Consider the following 15,675-nt stretch of genomic DNA (forward strand, 5'->3'; position numbering starts at 1 on the left):
AGATGAAAAAAGATAACGTCATGTTCGTTGTGCTGGGGCTGTTGGTCGGCCTCGTCGTTGGCTTTGCGGTTGCGAACAGCATCAACAAATCCGCTTATGAAAAACCGGAAGTTTCTTCGGCGTCTAACAGTGCCTCAAATAAGAATCCGGCACTTCCGCCGAACCACCCTCCGCTTGGCAGCTCAACGGGCGAACAGCCGCAGAACGCTCCGCGTCCGGAAGTGATGGCTGCTATCGAAAAGGCAAAAGCCGACCCTAAGAATTTTGAAGCTCAAATGACAGCGGGTGATCTCTATTATCAGATCGGACGTTTTGATGAGGCCGCGACATTTTATGAAACGGCTGCAAAACTCAAACCCACCGAACCAGAGCCAATGGTAAAGGCCGGCAACGCCAATTTCGATGCTGAAAAATACGAAAAAGCTGAAAAATGGTATTTGCAGGCCCTCGAAAAAGATCCAAAAAACGTCGATGTCCGAACTGATCTTGGCCTGACATTCTTTCTCCGCGAGCCTCGTGATATTGAGAGAGCGATCAAGGAATACAAAGCATCTTTAAGTATCAAGCCTGAACATGAGGTAACGCTGCAAAATCTCGCGCTGGCTTATGATGAAAAAGATGATAAAGAGGGATTTGCCGCGACACTCGAAAAATTAAGAAAAATAAACCCCAACAATCCGGTTGTAAAGCGCATCGATAGTGAATGACCTTGCTAAGGATCAATCTTCCTCGGAATCATCCGATAAAGGGATCAATCCGTGTCTGAATGCGTAAATGACTAAATTCAAACGGTCATCAACACCGAGTTTGCCATAAATAGAGCTGAGATGATGTCGAACGGTTGCCTCACTTATACCCAGACGTTCGGCAATCACTTTGCTTTTGAGGCCTTTCCCGATCATCGCGATCACCTCGGTCTCGCGGCGCGTTATTGTTTCCATTGCGTTGCCGGCGTTGCCGTTGGACATTTTAACACCGGTAGAATCGCCATTCTTGAGTAAATTGGAAAGCAATGCTTGATTAAGCCATGTTTCCCCCTTAAATGCCCTACGAACCGCTTCGATCAGCAGCTTTGAACTTTGATCAGAGCGGACGATGCCCACCGCACCTAATTTGAGAGCCTGCGTAGAAGAGTCGAGATCTTCACCGTCCGTGATCGCCACCACCTTTATTTCCGGGTTGGCATCCAAAACGCCCCTTATTATTTCCACCGGATCATTTGCCTCAAGGTATATTACAGCTATGTCACAGCCGTCCAGCTTGAATGTGTCCGATCGTAAGCTGCACGATGTAACAACTTGCAGATCCTGGTTGTTTTGGATAAGGGAAGTGAGGCATTCCCGGACAAGTTGATGGTGAGCTACGATAGATGTCCGTATGTAAGGGCCGGGGTTTTTTGTGTAGGTCTTGGTCATACAAAAGGACTAACCTGTCGTAATAAACAGTCAAAAAAAAGGAATTTCCAACAGATAATTGTGTTTGGTTAGCGTTTAAATGCCAGTGTCAATGGCATTTTATGTCATGATTGTATTACATTATACGTCATTTTAACAGCTAATAATTCGAGAAATGATCTAGAACGTTTGTCTAGGCCACGAAAGGTAAAATTCGACGAATCTAGTTCAATTGTGTTTTCCGATAGTGCTAAAAAGCTTGACCATATATTAGCGTTCGTAAAGAGTCACTTTTAGGTTATACAAGTGAAATACTGTATTGTTTACTATTCTTGCTTTTGTGCACATATCTTATAGAACATTTATCTAGTATGAAAATATCTTTTATTCCGATGTGTTGGCTGTCCAAGTGAAGTAGATTTTATTGTACCTTCCATCAATCCGATTGTACTTTTCTGCGGATGTCACACCCGCTTAAATCAATCGGATCAGCCTTCTTGGGTTTTGGGGGGCAATGGTCCTAATAGGTCCTTAGGACAAAGCGACAAATGAATCAGGTGCTCGGAGAAATCACACATCTTGAAAGGACCGTTGTCGGAAAAAACAAGTGAAAAAGGGACTTTTTCGACAGGTTAGAGGATTTTGCGCCTAATTCGCATTTTATTAACTGTCGGCATCGTGAACGATACATCTTGATGAATTAACCGTAATAAGCCTCAAATAGAAAGACATTATGGCAAATACAGCAATTAATATTTTTCTCATCTGCGACCTATCGATATTCAGAACTGCGCTTCGTATGTTGATCGAGTCTGAAAATCGTTTTCAAGTTGTAGGTGAGGCCTCGGACGCGAATACGGCCGTCGAACAGATCGCAAAACTCCGACCCAATATTATTCTTGTCGATGTTTCGGACATTGACGAAAGGGCATTGCTGCCATTATCTTCGCCCGAGATCGCCAAGATACCCGTACTGATACTGACTAGAAAAGATCAGGTCGAGTTTTACCAACAATGCCTGAAACTTGGCATCAAAGGATTGGTGTCTAAGCAAAACGGAGCAGAGGTGCTTTACAAGGCTATCGAGAAAGTTTGCGAGGGTGAATTTTGGTTCGACAGGTCAATCATGGGAGCGACCATCAGGCATATGCTTAACGAGAAGCAGTCTTTTCTTGATAATCCAGCCGTGCAAAAGGCCAATGGAATGACTGAGCGTGAAAGAGAGGTAGTCGAGCTCATATGCCGAGGAATGAAAAATAAGGGTATTGCCGAAAAACTGTTTATCGCAGAAACAACAGTTAGACATCATCTAACATCAGTTTTTAACAAGCTCGATGTGACAAGTCGACTGGAACTGGTGATCTACGCATTCAAGCATCAGTTGGTCAAGGTGCCGAGCCTCCAAAATTCATTCGAAGAAAATGGAAGCGACGGCCAAGATCTACATTATCTTGAAGCAAGAAGCTAAGAGGTTTTGAATTGAAAACTGATTAATTAGATTGTTAATGGAACAAGGTTTGGGTATGTGAACGTTCTCTATGTAGGTATTCGGCTCATGAAATGTGGGCATTATTTTTCGAACTGCCTGAGTTTTCAGGTTTCCCCTAACGGGGTCATTATGTGCATTTAATGGCGCAAACATTAAAAGGCGCCTCGAATATGGACAACAAAGAAGATAAAAAAGAGAAAAAACGCAAAGAAAAGGAACTGCGGAAAAAGAAGAAAAATGCGTTAGTCATTTGCAGCAACGGCAAGAATTACTGGACGACCCAAGCACAATTTTGGCAGTGGGTTCGCGAAGATGTAGTTGTAAAACTGGGTGACGGGCCGCTGCACGGCAAATTTGTGCGAGAAAACGAAGAATTTAACGTTGTTATAAGCAATACTGTTTTGAATTTGAGTTGTCCAAATCATCTAAATGAGGCACTTGCGTCGCGACGACGCGCTTTATCATAAATTGTCATGAGAATATTTGTAACGAAACCGGTAGCAACTCTAAGTAGTAAGGTGTTTTTGGCCGTATCGCTTATTTTGGCCACAGCGTCGATAAGTGTCTCTGCTCAAGAGTCGACAAGTCAAAATCCCAACTATCGTATCGGGCCTGGCGACATCATCGACGTAAACGTCAGCCAGAGCTCTCAGCTTACGCGAACAGGTGTCCGTGTAAACAATCAGGGCATGATCCAACTACCTATGCTTGATGAGGATATACAAGCAGGATGCCGGACCGAACGAGAGCTTGCTGAGCAGATAAGGGAAAAATATAAGAAATTTCTTCTCAATCCGTATATTACAGTTGCCGTTCAACAATTCAATTCAAATCCAGTAGCTGTGATCGGAGCTGTAAACACTCCGGGCCGATTTCAATTACAGAGGCCGGTCAGGTTACTTGAATTGCTGACCTGGGTCAACGGAACTGCTGAAAGGGCCGGATCGTCTATCGAGATCCTTCGGAGTCGAAGCCTGCCTTTTTGTGATGGGCCGCAATTGGTTTTGACAGAAGGCGTGGGAGATGAGCTCATTTCGCTAAGTTTGGCAGACACCTTCAAGGGCACGGAAGGCTCAAATCCCTACGTTAGAGCAGGTGACATCATAAGAATTGCTGATGCCGAAATCACAAAAGCCTATATTGTCGGAAATGTTAAAAACGCAACGGCGATCAGCTTGAAAGACCCTGTCACCTTGAGTCAGGCAATTGCGATGGCGGGTGGACTAGCGGCCGGTGCACAGTCTGAGAAGATAATTATTCGTCGTCGGTTAAATGGTTCGATAAATCCTACTGAGATTGCAGCAAATCTAAAGGAAATAAACCTGCGGAAAAAAGACGACATTCTTCTTCAGACTAACGATATCGTCGAGGTTCCGGGACCTAAAAAGACCTTTCTGGGCGAACTCGGTAAGATCTTAATCCCAACGCTCACGACACTTCCACTTAGGGTAATTCCGTAAAGTTTGGAGCCGATTTAGTTTTTATATGGCGAACGATAAATCATTGATCAAAACCGAGCAGAGTTCTGCACCGATACAGCCGTATTCGGTTGATTCCGATCCGGGATACGGTTATGACTTTTACGCGCCCAGCAATGGGAACGAAGTCTCGCAAAAGAAGCAATTCCTTAGATTTTTCTCGATACTGCGCAAGCATTGGCGCCTTATTGTGGGCACGGTTGTGGTTATTACAACGTTGGTGGTGCTGTATGAGGCCCAAAGACCTGACTATTATGCAGCGGTTGCCAGAATACAGGTTAACGGTGAGATGAACCCTGCGGTCAGCGGCGGCGGCGGCAGTTCCATCATCCTAAATCAAGGCAATGATCCGGTGTATTTTACGACCCAGTTACGCATTTTAGAAGGCACGGGTCTATTACGCAGGGTGGCAAAGGTTTTAGATCTGGAGCATAACGAAGCATTTACAAATCCTAATAAGGGTAAAAAACTGAATACCCTTCAAAACGTACTAAAAATGTTCGGACTGTACGAACCTGCTCAATCTGAGATCGCCGCAAGCGATACAGCGACCAATAATTTGGAATTGACGCCGGAAGCCTTGACCGATCTTGACAAAGAAGCTGAGAAACTCGCACCCTATGTCAGCAAGATCAAGAGGGGCCTGACCATCATGCCGGTAAAAGATACAAGAACGGCTAACAAGGAAACTCGTTTGATCGAAATAGGGTTTACTCACGGTGAGCCTGGTGTCGCTGCAAAGATCGCCAACGCTATCGCTGATACCTATGTGCTTCAAAATCTGGAGCGAAAGGTGGAGACAAATGCGACTGCAAGTGAATTCTTGCAAAAACGCGTTGCGGAATTGCAGTCTCAAATTCGTGAGAGTGAGGAGCGGTTAATAAATTACTCCCGGGACAATCAGATAATTTCTTTGGATCCTAGTCAAAATACAGTTGTCCAGCGTCTAGGCGACCTTAATAATAAACTTGGGGCGGCGGAAAACGAGCGAATCTCTGCGGAAGCAGCGTATCGAGCCGCAATGCAAAATCCAATGTCTGCAGCGGCTGCAGAAAACTCCGATCCGCGCACCGCAGGACTTCAGGGCCAATTGACAACACTGCGACAACAACTCGCACAGTTGAAAACCGAATATACCGATGAGTGGCCGGAAGTACAGCGAGTGCAGCGTCAAATAAATTTGTTGGAAAACGAGCTCCGGACAAGTCAAAAAAGATCGAAAGATACTCAAGCTTCCCAACTGGAACAGCGATACCGAGAAGCGGCCGCGAAAGAACGTGAATTAAGGGCTGATTTTGATGTGCAGCGCGGAGCAGTGCTTGCTCAAAATCAAGCTGCCATTAACTACCGGATCATCCAACAGGAGATCGATACGAACAGGACGTTGTTGGCCGACCTTCTTCAAAAATCCAAAGAGACAGAGGTTATTCTCAACGGCACACCGAATAATGTTCTCGTGGCAGATCGGGCACTTGTACCTCGTGGACCAGACGGGCCGCGAAGAACAAAGGAAGTGCTCATGGCTTTCATACTGTCAATATTCCTAGGTATTGGCCTCGCATTTTTGGTGAACTGGCTTGATGATACGATCCGCGTTTTTGATGATGTGGAAGCAAAGCTCGGCACACCGGTCATTGGAATGATACCTGGGATACATCAAGGAATGCTAAAGCGGTTAACGTCATCGCGTCGTCAATTAGGCGACGGTGGCCGAGGATCGGCGATTGTTCCCAACGACTTTGACCAACCAGTTGTTCGTGAGGCCTTTAATCAGGTTCGAACATCGCTCTTGCTCTCGACAAATGGACCAGGACCAAAAACTGTTCTTGTTACATCGGGGCAACCTTCTGAAGGCAAGACGCTTACGTCGTTAAACCTTGCAAAATGCTTGGCAGAAATGGGCGGAAAAGTACTATTGATAGATGCCGACCTGCGCTGTCCGAAAATGCACCTAATTAACGGCTTTGACAATATAAAGGGTTTGGGAGATCTGCTCACAATGAACGGAGCGGCGATGGATAACCTAGACGGGGCAATTATCGAGGATATTTCAAGCAATCTCGATCTAATGACCTCCGGAAGGGCAATTCCAAGTCCGGCGACGTTGTTCAGCATGGGCAAAATGCGAGAGATAATAGATAAGCTAGGTGAAACATATAAATATATTGTGATTGATTCGCCGCCGGCACTTTACTTTGCAGACAGCGTTTTGCTTGCATCTGATGTTGATGCGGTTCTCCTCGTTGGACGCGTGAATTTTAGTTCATCAGAAATACTATCTCTCGCTAAGAAAAAGCTGCAGGATGTAAATGCAAACATTGTTGGTATCGTTCTAAACGATGTTCCTATTGGCGGTTATCAGTACTATAACAGTGAATATTATTCGGACGATTCTGAGACAAAAAATACAAATGGAAACGGCGATGGCGGAGCAATTCTGCATCTCGAATAACGATTGCGGACCTTCTGAATTACTCTATAGTTTCCCATGGAAAAATCATTTCGAAATCATTGCATGAGCAAAATCGGCGTACCGTTTGCCGACGGACGTTGTTTGATCATCGGCGAGGTTGCGCAGTCTCATGACGGCAGTTTGGGAATGGCTCATTCCTTTATCGATGCGATCGCAGATGCAGGCGCGGATGCTGTTAAGTTTCAGACGCATATTGCTGCAGAAGAAAGCACTCCGAGCGAGCCGTGGCGGATCAAATTTAGCCCTCAGGATGAAACACGATACGAGTATTGGAAGCGAATGGAATTTACAAAGTCGCAATGGCTTGGTTTGAAGGAACATGCCGACGAGCGCGGAATTCTGTTTATGAGTTCGGCATTTTCTGATGCGGCTGTGGAATTGCTTTCTGATATTGGGATGAAGGTGTGGAAAATTGCTTCTGGTGAGATCGGTAGTGTGCAGCTTCTGCGGCGAATTGCAGGAACAGGTGACCCAATCATACTTTCTTCAGGAATGAGTGACTGGGCGGAATTAGACGCCGCAGTCGATGTTGTTCGGGAAACTGGAAACCAGCTTGCGGTGCTGCAATGTACGACAGCGTATCCTTGTCCGCCGGAATCCGTCGGGCTTAACATGCTCGACGTTTTAAGAGAAAGATACCAAATTCCCGTAGGCTTGTCCGACCACACCGGAAATGTATTTGCGGGTCTGGCCGCTGTTACGTTGGGGGCCGAGATACTCGAGATCCACGTCGCAATGAGTCGCGAGATGTTCGGGCCTGACGTAAAAGCTTCGGTTACGACAAGTGAATTAAGGCAATTGGTCGATGGTAGTAGACAGATCGAGAAAATGATCGCGTCACCTATTGATAAGGCCAAGATGGCGGGTGAAATGTCACATCTGCGATCGTTATTTACAAAGAGTATTGTTGCGGGAGCCGATCTTTCTGCCGGTACGATTTTGGCTCAAGAACATCTGAAGCTAAAAAAACCCGGTACGGGAATGCCCGCGTCGCAATTGCCCGATATTTTGGGTAAGAAACTTAGCCGTGATCTGCAGGTGGATGAATTTATTCAATTTACCGACCTTGTAGAGTCCAAGAACGGCTCTGGAGATTAATATCTGATGTCACGAAAAATTTGTGTTGTTGTAACGGCGAGGCCAAGCTACAGCCGTGTAAAAACTGTACTACAGGCAATTAAGGATCACCCCGATCTCGAATTGCAGCTTGTAGTCGCAGCATCTGCGCTGCTGGATCGATACGGAACGGCTGTGAACTTTATCGAGAAGGACGGTTTTGCAATCGATGCGCGCGTTTACATGGTTTTGGAAGGTGAAAACCCTGCGTCAATGGCCAAAACCACCGGCTTGGGAATCCTTGAGTTGGCAACAGTCTTCGATAATCTGAAACCAGACGTTGTGGTTACTGTTGCAGATCGCTTCGAGACCTTGGCAACCGCAGTCGCGGCATCGTATATGAATATTCCCGTCGCCCATATCCAGGGCGGCGAGGTTACAGGTTCTATTGATGAAAAGGTACGGCATTCTGTTACAAAACTTGCCGATCTACATTTAGTCGCGACACCGATGGCCGGTGAGCGTGTTAAAAAGATGGGTGAAGACAGCCGGAAGATCTATGTAACCGGTTGCCCGTCGATAGACATCGCCACTGACATACTTGATGATCCGTCGCTTAATTTTAATCCATTCGAGCGTTACGGCGGCGTAGGCATCCTTCATGAACTGGTCAACGGATACATTGTTGTAATGCAGCATCCGGTTACTACGGAACATGAAAAGGCCCGCCAGCACGTTATGGAAACGCTTGAGGCTGTTCACGAGATCAACATGCCGACATTGTGGTTCTGGCCAAATGTGGATGCGGGTTCGGACGGTACATCAAACGGCATACGTTCGTTTAGGGAAAAATACAATCCGGAAAATATACATTTCTTTAAGAGCATGTCACCGACAGATTTCTTGAGGCTGCTCTACAACTCCAAGTGTCTTATCGGTAATTCAAGTGTTGGAATTCGGGAATGTTCGTACTTAGGTGTGCCGGTTGTTAACATCGGAACTCGGCAAGTCGGACGTGAGAGAGGAAGCAACGTGATCGATGTCGCGTATGAAAAAGGAGCAATTCTTGCCGCAGCACGTGAGCAGATAAGCAGTAATAGACGCGACGGCGACAAACTTTATGGTGACGGAAACGCCGGTAAAAATATCGCAAAGGTTCTCGCTGAGGCTCCATTGAGTATCGAGAAGATGCTTACTTATTAGATGAGAGTACTGGGCATCATACCCGCACGCGGCGGCTCGAAAGGGGTTCATCGAAAAAATATAAGGCCATTGTGCGGAAAGCCATTGCTCGCTTACACGGCTGAGGCCGCAATCTCTGCAAGATTGACAAAGACGATCTTGAGCACCGAAGACGAAGAGATCGCGGACATCGGCAGATCGCTTGGCTTGGACGTTCCGTTTATGAGGCCTGTTGAACTGGCCGAAGACGCGACAGCGACATTTCCGGTGATACTTCACGCCGTTACCAAATTAGAATCGCTCGGAGAACATTACGATGCTGTTTGCCTGCTTCAGCCGACCAATCCGCTCAGGCGAACCGAAGACATAGATAACTGTATCGAAATATTGGAAAAGACCGGTGCGGATTCGGTGATCAGTATTTTGCCTGTGCCGCATGTTTATAATCCAAAATGGGTGTATTGGCGTTCACCTGATGGCGAGATGAAGTTGTCGAGTGGTGATGTTGAACCTGTATCGAGACGACAGGACCTGCCGCCCGCATTTCATCGCGAAGGTTCTGTTTATGTAACCAAGCGAAGTGTTCTGACCGAGTATGGAAACCTCTACGGCCGCAATGTTCGCGGTTACGAGATGGACGAAGCTAATTCGATAAATATTGACACGAAGGAAGATTGGAGTCAGGCCGAAGAGATGATCAAAAGCCGATCCATACAATCCGGAGCGTCGCAAACCGTTTAATTTATGTGCGGAATATCCGGAATATTTGGTAGATCATGGAGTGAGAAAGACCTCGCCGCTATGGTGACTTCGCAGCGGCATCGCGGGCCGGACGGTGAAGGGATCTATGTTAGTCCTGATCGCATAGCGGGCGTGGGACAAAACCGATTGGCGATCATCGACCTGTCTAATGCGGCAAGCCAGCCGATGTTTAGTTCATCAGGAGATCTGGTCGTCGTGCTCAACGGCGAGATCTACAATTACCTCGAACTGAAACGAGAGTTAGAGAGCGAATACACATTCAGAACTAGATCAGATACAGAAGTTTTGTTGGCAGCCTATCAAAAATGGGGACGCGGTTGTTTGGATAAACTGATCGGAATGTTTGCGTTCATCGTTTGGGATGTGAAAGAAAAACGAGCTTTTGCCGCTCGTGATCGTTTTGGCGTAAAGCCGTTGAACTTTCATCAAAAGAGCGATGGAACACTGCTGATAGCCAGTGAAATTAAGGCATTTCACGCGGCAGGCGTGTCGCTTGTCCCAGATGAGATCACATGGTCAACCTATCTTGCTAACGGCCAATACGACCATTCGAACCGTACATTTTGGAAAAATATTGAGTCTTTGCCGCCGGGGCACTTGTTGGAATGGAGCGATCAGAAAATAAAGGTCTCTCGCTGGTATGACATTGCCGAACGCTCGGGCGAAGTATTTGATACGCGTTCCGAAAACGAAGTTGCGGAAGAATATCTCGCGTTAATGAAGGAAAGCGTAAAGTTCCGCTTTCGCTCCGATGTCCCGGTTGGCATCAATCTCAGCGGCGGATTGGATTCATCGACGCTTTTAGGTTTGGTACACGCGGTTCAGGGCGAAGATAGTGATGTAAAAGTATTTACATTCGCCACGGGCGATGAGAATTATGACGAATTGCCCTGGGTCGAAAGTATGATAGCCAAAACAAATCACGATCTCGTCGTCTGTAAGTTGACAGCGAATGATGTTCCAAGTTTGGCAAGTGAGATTCAGGCTTGTCAGGACGAACCTTTTGGCGGCCTTCCGACTATCGCATATTCAACCGTATTTAAACGGGCGAAGGAAAACGGCGTTACCGTTTTGCTGGATGGCAATGGAATGGATGAGCAGTGGGCCGGTTACGATTATTACCTTCCAAAGACCAACGGGAACAAACCAAGTTTGATCCAGGGCACTAAGGAATCGCCGGTCAAGCCGGATTGTTTGACGCCAGAATTTCGTGCTTTGGCAGAGGCGAGCGATTTTCCGTCAGTTTTCACAGACAGCGTACGAAATCTTCAATACCGCGACACGCGATATACGAAGATACCAAAAGTGTTGCGATTCAACGACCGCATTTCGATGAAATATTCGACCGAATTACGAGAACCATTTTTGGATCACAGGTTGTTCGAGTTGGCATTTCGTCAGCCTATCGAACGCAAGATTAAAAACGGCACACGAAAGGCGATGCTGCGTCAGATCGCAAATGGGTTGATCCCGGAAAGCCTGACAGAAGCACCAAAGCGTCCGCTGCAAACGCCTCAGCGTGAATGGCTGCGTCACGAACTCAGAGAATGGGCTGATCAAACGATCGATACAGCACTGAATAGTTTTGCCGGCGAATGGCTGGATCGCGGAGCGGTGAAGACAGCGTGGTCGGATTTTTGCGGTGGAAAAGGCGATAACAGTTTTTATGTTTGGCAATGGATAAGTATCGGGTTAATGGCCTCAACCCATAAGCTGATGCCTGTCGTTGCCCAGCGTGCTTAAGCATGACAGATGAGGGAACAAGCCTAACGATGGAAACAAAGGGTTTAAGTAATTCCAATGAGTGGACGCTCGTAATACAGCCTAAAAGCGGCTGGTTCGATCTTCATCTCGGGGACCTATGGCGTTATCGCGATCTTGTGATGATGTTTGTCCGCCGCGATTTCTTCTCGCTGTATAAACAAACGATCCTCGGCCCGCTGTGGTTCATCATTCAGCCGTTGCTGACGACGCTGACGTTTACTGTGATCTTTGGGAACATTGCCCAGCTTTCTACCGACGGTTTGCCAAAAGTTTTGTTTTACCTTTCAGGCGTCACAGCCTGGAATTACTTTTCCGAATGCATGGTGAAAACCTCTGAGACCTTCAACCAAAATTCGGCAATTTTTGGTAAGGTCTTTTTTCCGAGGCTTGCCGTGCCGTTGTCGGTAGTGCTTTCAAACCTAATTAAATTTGGCATACAGCTTGGGTTGTTCCTGTGTTTCTATTTTTATTTTCTCGCGGGCGACAGCAATATCAGGCCGACGTCAGCACTGTTTTTACTGCCTGTTCTGCTTCTGATGATGGCGGCTCTCGGACTCGGCACGGGCATTATCGTTTCGTCTTTAACAACTCGTTACCGCGACCTTAGATTTCTTGTTCAATTCGGTACGCAGTTGTTAATGTACACGACGCCGGTTATCTTTCCGCTTTCAAAGATCCCGGAACAGTATCGATGGATGGTCGCTGCCAATCCTATGACTTCGATCATCGAAACATTTCGCTACGGCTTTCTTGGTACCGGAACGTTCAGTTGGGAAATGCTTGGATATTCGGCAGTAGTTACAGTGGTGATACTAGCGGTGGGAGTTGTGCTTTTCAATCACGTCGAGAAGACGTTCATGGATACGGTTTGACGCATTTTTATGGCTAATATGAAGGGCATAATACTTTTAGGCGGGCTTGGCTCACGGCTTTATCCGCTGACGCAGATCGCAAGCAAGCAGCTTCAGGCGGTTTACGATAAACCGATGGTCTATTACCCGCTGACAGTATTGATCGCCAGCGGAATTCGCGAATTGTGCGTGATCTCGACGCCCGAAGATCAGGGACGTTATCAGCAGCTGCTTGGCGATGGAACTAAATGGGGCCTGACGATCGAGTATCGCGTACAGCCTCGTCCCGAGGGAATAGCTCAGGTCTTTCTGATCGCGGAGGATTTCATCGGTGACGACAATGTCACGGTCATACTCGGCGACAATATTTTCTTTGGCGGCGATGCTTTTCCACGGGCATTTGACGATTTTGTGTCGGGAGCGACGATATTTGCGTACCATGTTAACGATCCGGAAAATTACGGCGTCGTTGAATTTGACGAACACGGAGCCGCGGTTTCTCTGGAGGAAAAACCAACGGATCCAAAGAGCCGATATGCTGTTCCGGGGCTTTATGTTTACGACAATCAGGTGGTTGAAATTGCGAAAGCTCTCAAACCGTCGGCACGCGGCGAGCTTGAGATCACCGATGTTAACAAAGAGTATCTAAAGCGCGGCAAATTAAAAGTGCGTCCGTTAAGCCGTGGCTTTGCATGGCTCGATGCGGGAACCAGCAGCGGGCTGTACGACGCATCGGTTTACGTTCGTACTATTGAAAAAAGGCAAGGCATAAAGATCGGATGCCCCGAAGAAGCAGCGTTGGTGCGAGGCTTTATGACTCTGGAACAGTTTGAAGAACTGCTAACAAAAATGCCCAATTGTGAATACAGCGAGTACCTGCACAACATTGCAGTCGAACAGCGAATGTCGAAAAAATTTCGCAATGCAAAATTGGCTGACGAGGGTTCTGCGTTAACTACAACGCACTCGTAAGCGATCCATTTTTACCCACTGTTGAATATTTAGTTTTCATTTATGTCCGACATCGTAATTGAGGTAGATAATCTCTCAAAACACTACCGCCTCGGGGTCATAGGCGGAAAGCGTCTCGTTGACGACGTCAGCCGACATTGGGCACGTCTCACCGGAAAGCCTGACCCGCTAGCCAAGATCGGTGCTAATAATAATGTAAAAACCAACGGCCATAATTCACCCGACGCGGATGAGCTTTGGGCATTGAGAGATGTTTCATTTGATGTGCATCAGGGTGAGGTTTTGGGCATCATCGGCCGCAACGGTGCCGGCAAAAGCACACTGCTAAAAGTACTTTCAAGAGTAACGGCCCCGACTCACGGTGAGGTTCGTGTAAAAGGGCGCATCGCAAGCCTTTTAGAGGTTGGGACCGGTTTTCATCCTGAACTTACAGGACGCGAGAATGTTTTCCTTAACGGTGCCATTCTCGGAATGACGAAAGCTGAGATCCGCTCAAAGTTTGATGAGATAGTCGAGTTTGCCGAGGTCTCAAAGTTTATCGACACGCCCGTCAAGCGTTACTCCAGCGGCATGTATGTCCGTCTTGCATTTGCTGTCGCGGCTCACTTGGAACCTGAGATACTGATCGTTGACGAAGTGTTGGCTGTCGGCGATGCTGAATTTCAAAAGAAGTGTCTTGGCAAAATGGGCGATGTGGCTTCACAAGGCAGAACGGTCCTTTTTGTCAGTCACAATATGGTTGCTGTGCAGACGCTATGCCAGCGCGCTATCATGCTGCGCGAAGGACGGCTGACCGGACAGGGTAATCCTGCAGAGATGATCACGGAGTATCTGCAAGGGTTTAACGTCCAGGATCAGATATCTGAATGGAAGTCTCCCGAAACAGCACCGGGCAACGATCTGATAAAGATCAAGAGCATTAAGGTAGTTCCCGAAAGCGATCAAAACGAAGGCCTGATCAGTATGCAGGACCAAGTAAATATTGAAACTGAATTCTGGTCGATGCTCCCGGATCGTGCAGTTCACTTAACTTATCATTTGCTTAATGAACAAGGCATCGTTGTGTTTACCACTTGGTCAAACTCGACGAAATATGATCCCGGTGTTTATAGGTCAACATTCCAAATTCCTGGCGGCTTTCTTAATTCCGGAATTTATCATCTGAAATTGCTCATTGTAGAAAATGGTGCCCGTGCAACTTATACGAACAATGGCATTGCGTCATTCAATGTCGTCGATCTTTCCTCAAGAGACGGAGCTTACATGGGTAAAGAGCCCGGCGTCGTGCAGCCTGTTTTGCAGTGGAGAACAGAGAGCGTCGGGAATATTTAGATGACAGGCTATCTGCATCCGAAATATGCCGAAACGTTATCAGAATTTGGAAGGCCGCAGGTGCTGCTGCGTTCCGGCGGCAATTTGTTGGTACGAAAAGTAGCGAACACTGATTACCAGGATGCAATGGGATGTTATCCATTGTTCTGCTGCGAAGACTGGGAACGATTGCCCGACGATCTTGAAGATTTCCAAGATGAGTTAGTGTCCGTAGCCTTGGTAACGGACCCTTTCGGTAATTTTGACATCGAAATGCTGCGGCTGTGTTTTCCGGACAAGATGTTCCATTTCAAAGATCATTTTGTGGTCGATTTCAGTTTGGAAGATTCGACAAAGATATCAGGCAATCACCGGCGTAACGTAGACAAAGCGATGCGTGAGGTGGTCGTTGAACGCTGCGGCCCTGATTCGACAGTGCTTGAGGATTGGGTAAGTTTATACGACGTGCTTATCAAGCGGCACAATATCAGCGGACTTACAGCATTTTCCCGCGGCGCATTTGAGATGTTGTTCAAGGTTCCAGGACTCGATGTTTTTCGCGCGATTCATCAAGGCGAAACTGTTGGCATGACTCTTTGGCTAATGCACAACAACGTCAGCTATTATCACTTAGGAGCATATAGCGAACGGGGTTATGAACTAGGAGCATCGTTTCCGATATTCCATACTGCGATAGAATATTTCCGTTCACAGGCGTTACGCGGACTAAATTTGGGGGCCGGAGCAGGGATAGGAGCAAAACAGCAAGACGGTTTGAGCAGATTCAAACAGGGCTGGTCGAACGCGACTCTTCCGGTCTATTTTTGCGGCCGCATATTTGACCGCGATCGCTATGCAAAGATCATGAATGAAACCGGTATGAGTGCAAATGATTTTTTCCCTGCATATCGTTTTGGGGAATTCCAAAGCCGGGAGGCTTAAT

Annotated in this window: 14 protein-coding genes; 13 read left to right on the top strand and 1 reads right to left on the bottom strand. The window is 47.0% G+C overall.

Annotated elements, in window-relative coordinates; translation table 11 throughout:
* Window positions 1-2 precede the first annotated feature (2 nt).
* Window positions 3-707: a tetratricopeptide repeat protein gene (locus IPL32_08525; GenBank protein ID MBK8465861.1), complete on the top strand. Its 705-nt coding sequence runs from the start codon at window positions 3-5 to the stop codon at window positions 705-707.
* Window positions 708-719: 12 nt separating this feature from the next.
* Here the strand turns inward: IPL32_08525 and IPL32_08530 are convergent, their stop codons facing one another.
* A complete protein-coding gene (locus tag IPL32_08530; protein ID MBK8465862.1) occupies window positions 720-1,415 on the bottom strand; it encodes a response regulator transcription factor in 696 nt (231 codons plus the stop codon).
* 712 nt (window positions 1,416-2,127) lie between these two features.
* Here IPL32_08530 and IPL32_08535 point away from each other — a divergent pair.
* The 12 genes from IPL32_08535 (at window position 2,128) to IPL32_08590 (ending at window position 15,674) form a co-directional block, all read left to right on the top strand.
* Window positions 2,128-2,862, top strand: a complete 735-nt coding sequence (locus tag IPL32_08535) for a response regulator transcription factor (protein MBK8465863.1) — start codon at window positions 2,128-2,130, stop codon at window positions 2,860-2,862.
* A gap of 191 nt (window positions 2,863-3,053) precedes the next feature.
* Window positions 3,054-3,350 (top strand): hypothetical protein, encoded by a 297-nt coding sequence (locus tag IPL32_08540; protein ID MBK8465864.1) that lies wholly within the window; start codon window positions 3,054-3,056, stop codon window positions 3,348-3,350.
* A gap of 6 nt (window positions 3,351-3,356) precedes the next feature.
* The gene (locus IPL32_08545) at window positions 3,357-4,343 is read left to right on the top strand and encodes a polysaccharide biosynthesis/export family protein (GenBank protein MBK8465865.1); all 987 of its coding nucleotides are present in this window, start codon (window positions 3,357-3,359) and stop codon (window positions 4,341-4,343) included.
* A 25-nt stretch (window positions 4,344-4,368) separates the two neighbouring features.
* Window positions 4,369-6,813 (top strand): polysaccharide biosynthesis tyrosine autokinase, encoded by a 2,445-nt coding sequence (locus IPL32_08550; GenBank protein ID MBK8465866.1) that lies wholly within the window; start codon window positions 4,369-4,371, stop codon window positions 6,811-6,813.
* Window positions 6,814-6,876: 63 nt separating this feature from the next.
* Complete coding sequence (locus IPL32_08555) at window positions 6,877-7,932, top strand: N-acetylneuraminate synthase family protein (GenBank protein MBK8465867.1); 1,056 nt, start codon at window positions 6,877-6,879, stop codon at window positions 7,930-7,932.
* Window positions 7,933-7,938: 6 nt separating this feature from the next.
* On the top strand, window positions 7,939-9,093 hold the full coding sequence (neuC, locus tag IPL32_08560; protein MBK8465868.1) for a UDP-N-acetylglucosamine 2-epimerase (hydrolyzing): 1,155 nt from the start codon (window positions 7,939-7,941) through the stop codon (window positions 9,091-9,093).
* Window positions 9,094-9,813, top strand: coding sequence for an acylneuraminate cytidylyltransferase family protein (locus tag IPL32_08565; GenBank protein MBK8465869.1), 720 nt, complete (start codon window positions 9,094-9,096; stop codon window positions 9,811-9,813).
* Window positions 9,814-9,816: 3 nt separating this feature from the next.
* On the top strand, window positions 9,817-11,577 hold the full coding sequence (gene asnB / locus IPL32_08570) for an asparagine synthase (glutamine-hydrolyzing) (protein MBK8465870.1): 1,761 nt from the start codon (window positions 9,817-9,819) through the stop codon (window positions 11,575-11,577).
* Window positions 11,578-11,606: 29 nt separating this feature from the next.
* Complete coding sequence (locus tag IPL32_08575; protein MBK8465871.1) at window positions 11,607-12,470, top strand: ABC transporter permease; 864 nt, start codon at window positions 11,607-11,609, stop codon at window positions 12,468-12,470.
* 9 nt (window positions 12,471-12,479) lie between these two features.
* Entirely contained in the window at window positions 12,480-13,421 is a 942-nt protein-coding gene (gene rfbA / locus IPL32_08580; protein MBK8465872.1) for a glucose-1-phosphate thymidylyltransferase RfbA, read from the top strand.
* A gap of 42 nt (window positions 13,422-13,463) precedes the next feature.
* On the top strand, window positions 13,464-14,753 hold the full coding sequence (locus IPL32_08585; GenBank protein ID MBK8465873.1) for an ABC transporter ATP-binding protein: 1,290 nt from the start codon (window positions 13,464-13,466) through the stop codon (window positions 14,751-14,753).
* Window positions 14,754-15,674: a GNAT family N-acetyltransferase gene (locus tag IPL32_08590; GenBank protein MBK8465874.1), complete on the top strand. Its 921-nt coding sequence runs from the start codon at window positions 14,754-14,756 to the stop codon at window positions 15,672-15,674. It abuts the gene before it with no gap.
* Window position 15,675: the final 1 nt, after the last annotated feature.

This window comes from Chloracidobacterium sp. (genome assembly GCA_016711345.1).
GTDB lineage: Bacteria > Acidobacteriota > Blastocatellia > Pyrinomonadales > Pyrinomonadaceae > OLB17.

Excerpts from the sequence above, each read along its gene's own strand:
- asnB (MBK8465870.1), top strand. The coding sequence starts at position 9,817 with ATGTGCGGAATATCCGGAATATTTGGTAGATCATGGAGTGAGAAAGAC.
- IPL32_08555 (MBK8465867.1), top strand. The coding sequence starts at position 6,877 with ATGAGCAAAATCGGCGTACCGTTTGCCGACGGACGTTGTTTGATCATC.
- IPL32_08590 (MBK8465874.1), top strand. The coding sequence starts at position 14,754 with ATGACAGGCTATCTGCATCCGAAATATGCCGAAACGTTATCAGAATTT.
- rfbA (MBK8465872.1), top strand. The coding sequence starts at position 12,480 with ATGGCTAATATGAAGGGCATAATACTTTTAGGCGGGCTTGGCTCACGG.
- neuC (MBK8465868.1), top strand. The coding sequence starts at position 7,939 with ATGTCACGAAAAATTTGTGTTGTTGTAACGGCGAGGCCAAGCTACAGC.
- IPL32_08540 (MBK8465864.1), top strand. The coding sequence starts at position 3,054 with ATGGACAACAAAGAAGATAAAAAAGAGAAAAAACGCAAAGAAAAGGAA.
- IPL32_08530 (MBK8465862.1), bottom strand. The coding sequence starts at position 1,415 with ATGACCAAGACCTACACAAAAAACCCCGGCCCTTACATACGGACATCT.
- IPL32_08525 (MBK8465861.1), top strand. The coding sequence starts at position 3 with ATGAAAAAAGATAACGTCATGTTCGTTGTGCTGGGGCTGTTGGTCGGC.
- IPL32_08565 (MBK8465869.1), top strand. The coding sequence starts at position 9,094 with ATGAGAGTACTGGGCATCATACCCGCACGCGGCGGCTCGAAAGGGGTT.
- IPL32_08535 (MBK8465863.1), top strand. The coding sequence starts at position 2,128 with ATGGCAAATACAGCAATTAATATTTTTCTCATCTGCGACCTATCGATA.
- IPL32_08545 (MBK8465865.1), top strand. The coding sequence starts at position 3,357 with ATGAGAATATTTGTAACGAAACCGGTAGCAACTCTAAGTAGTAAGGTG.
- IPL32_08575 (MBK8465871.1), top strand. The coding sequence starts at position 11,607 with ATGGAAACAAAGGGTTTAAGTAATTCCAATGAGTGGACGCTCGTAATA.
- IPL32_08585 (MBK8465873.1), top strand. The coding sequence starts at position 13,464 with ATGTCCGACATCGTAATTGAGGTAGATAATCTCTCAAAACACTACCGC.
- IPL32_08550 (MBK8465866.1), top strand. The coding sequence starts at position 4,369 with ATGGCGAACGATAAATCATTGATCAAAACCGAGCAGAGTTCTGCACCG.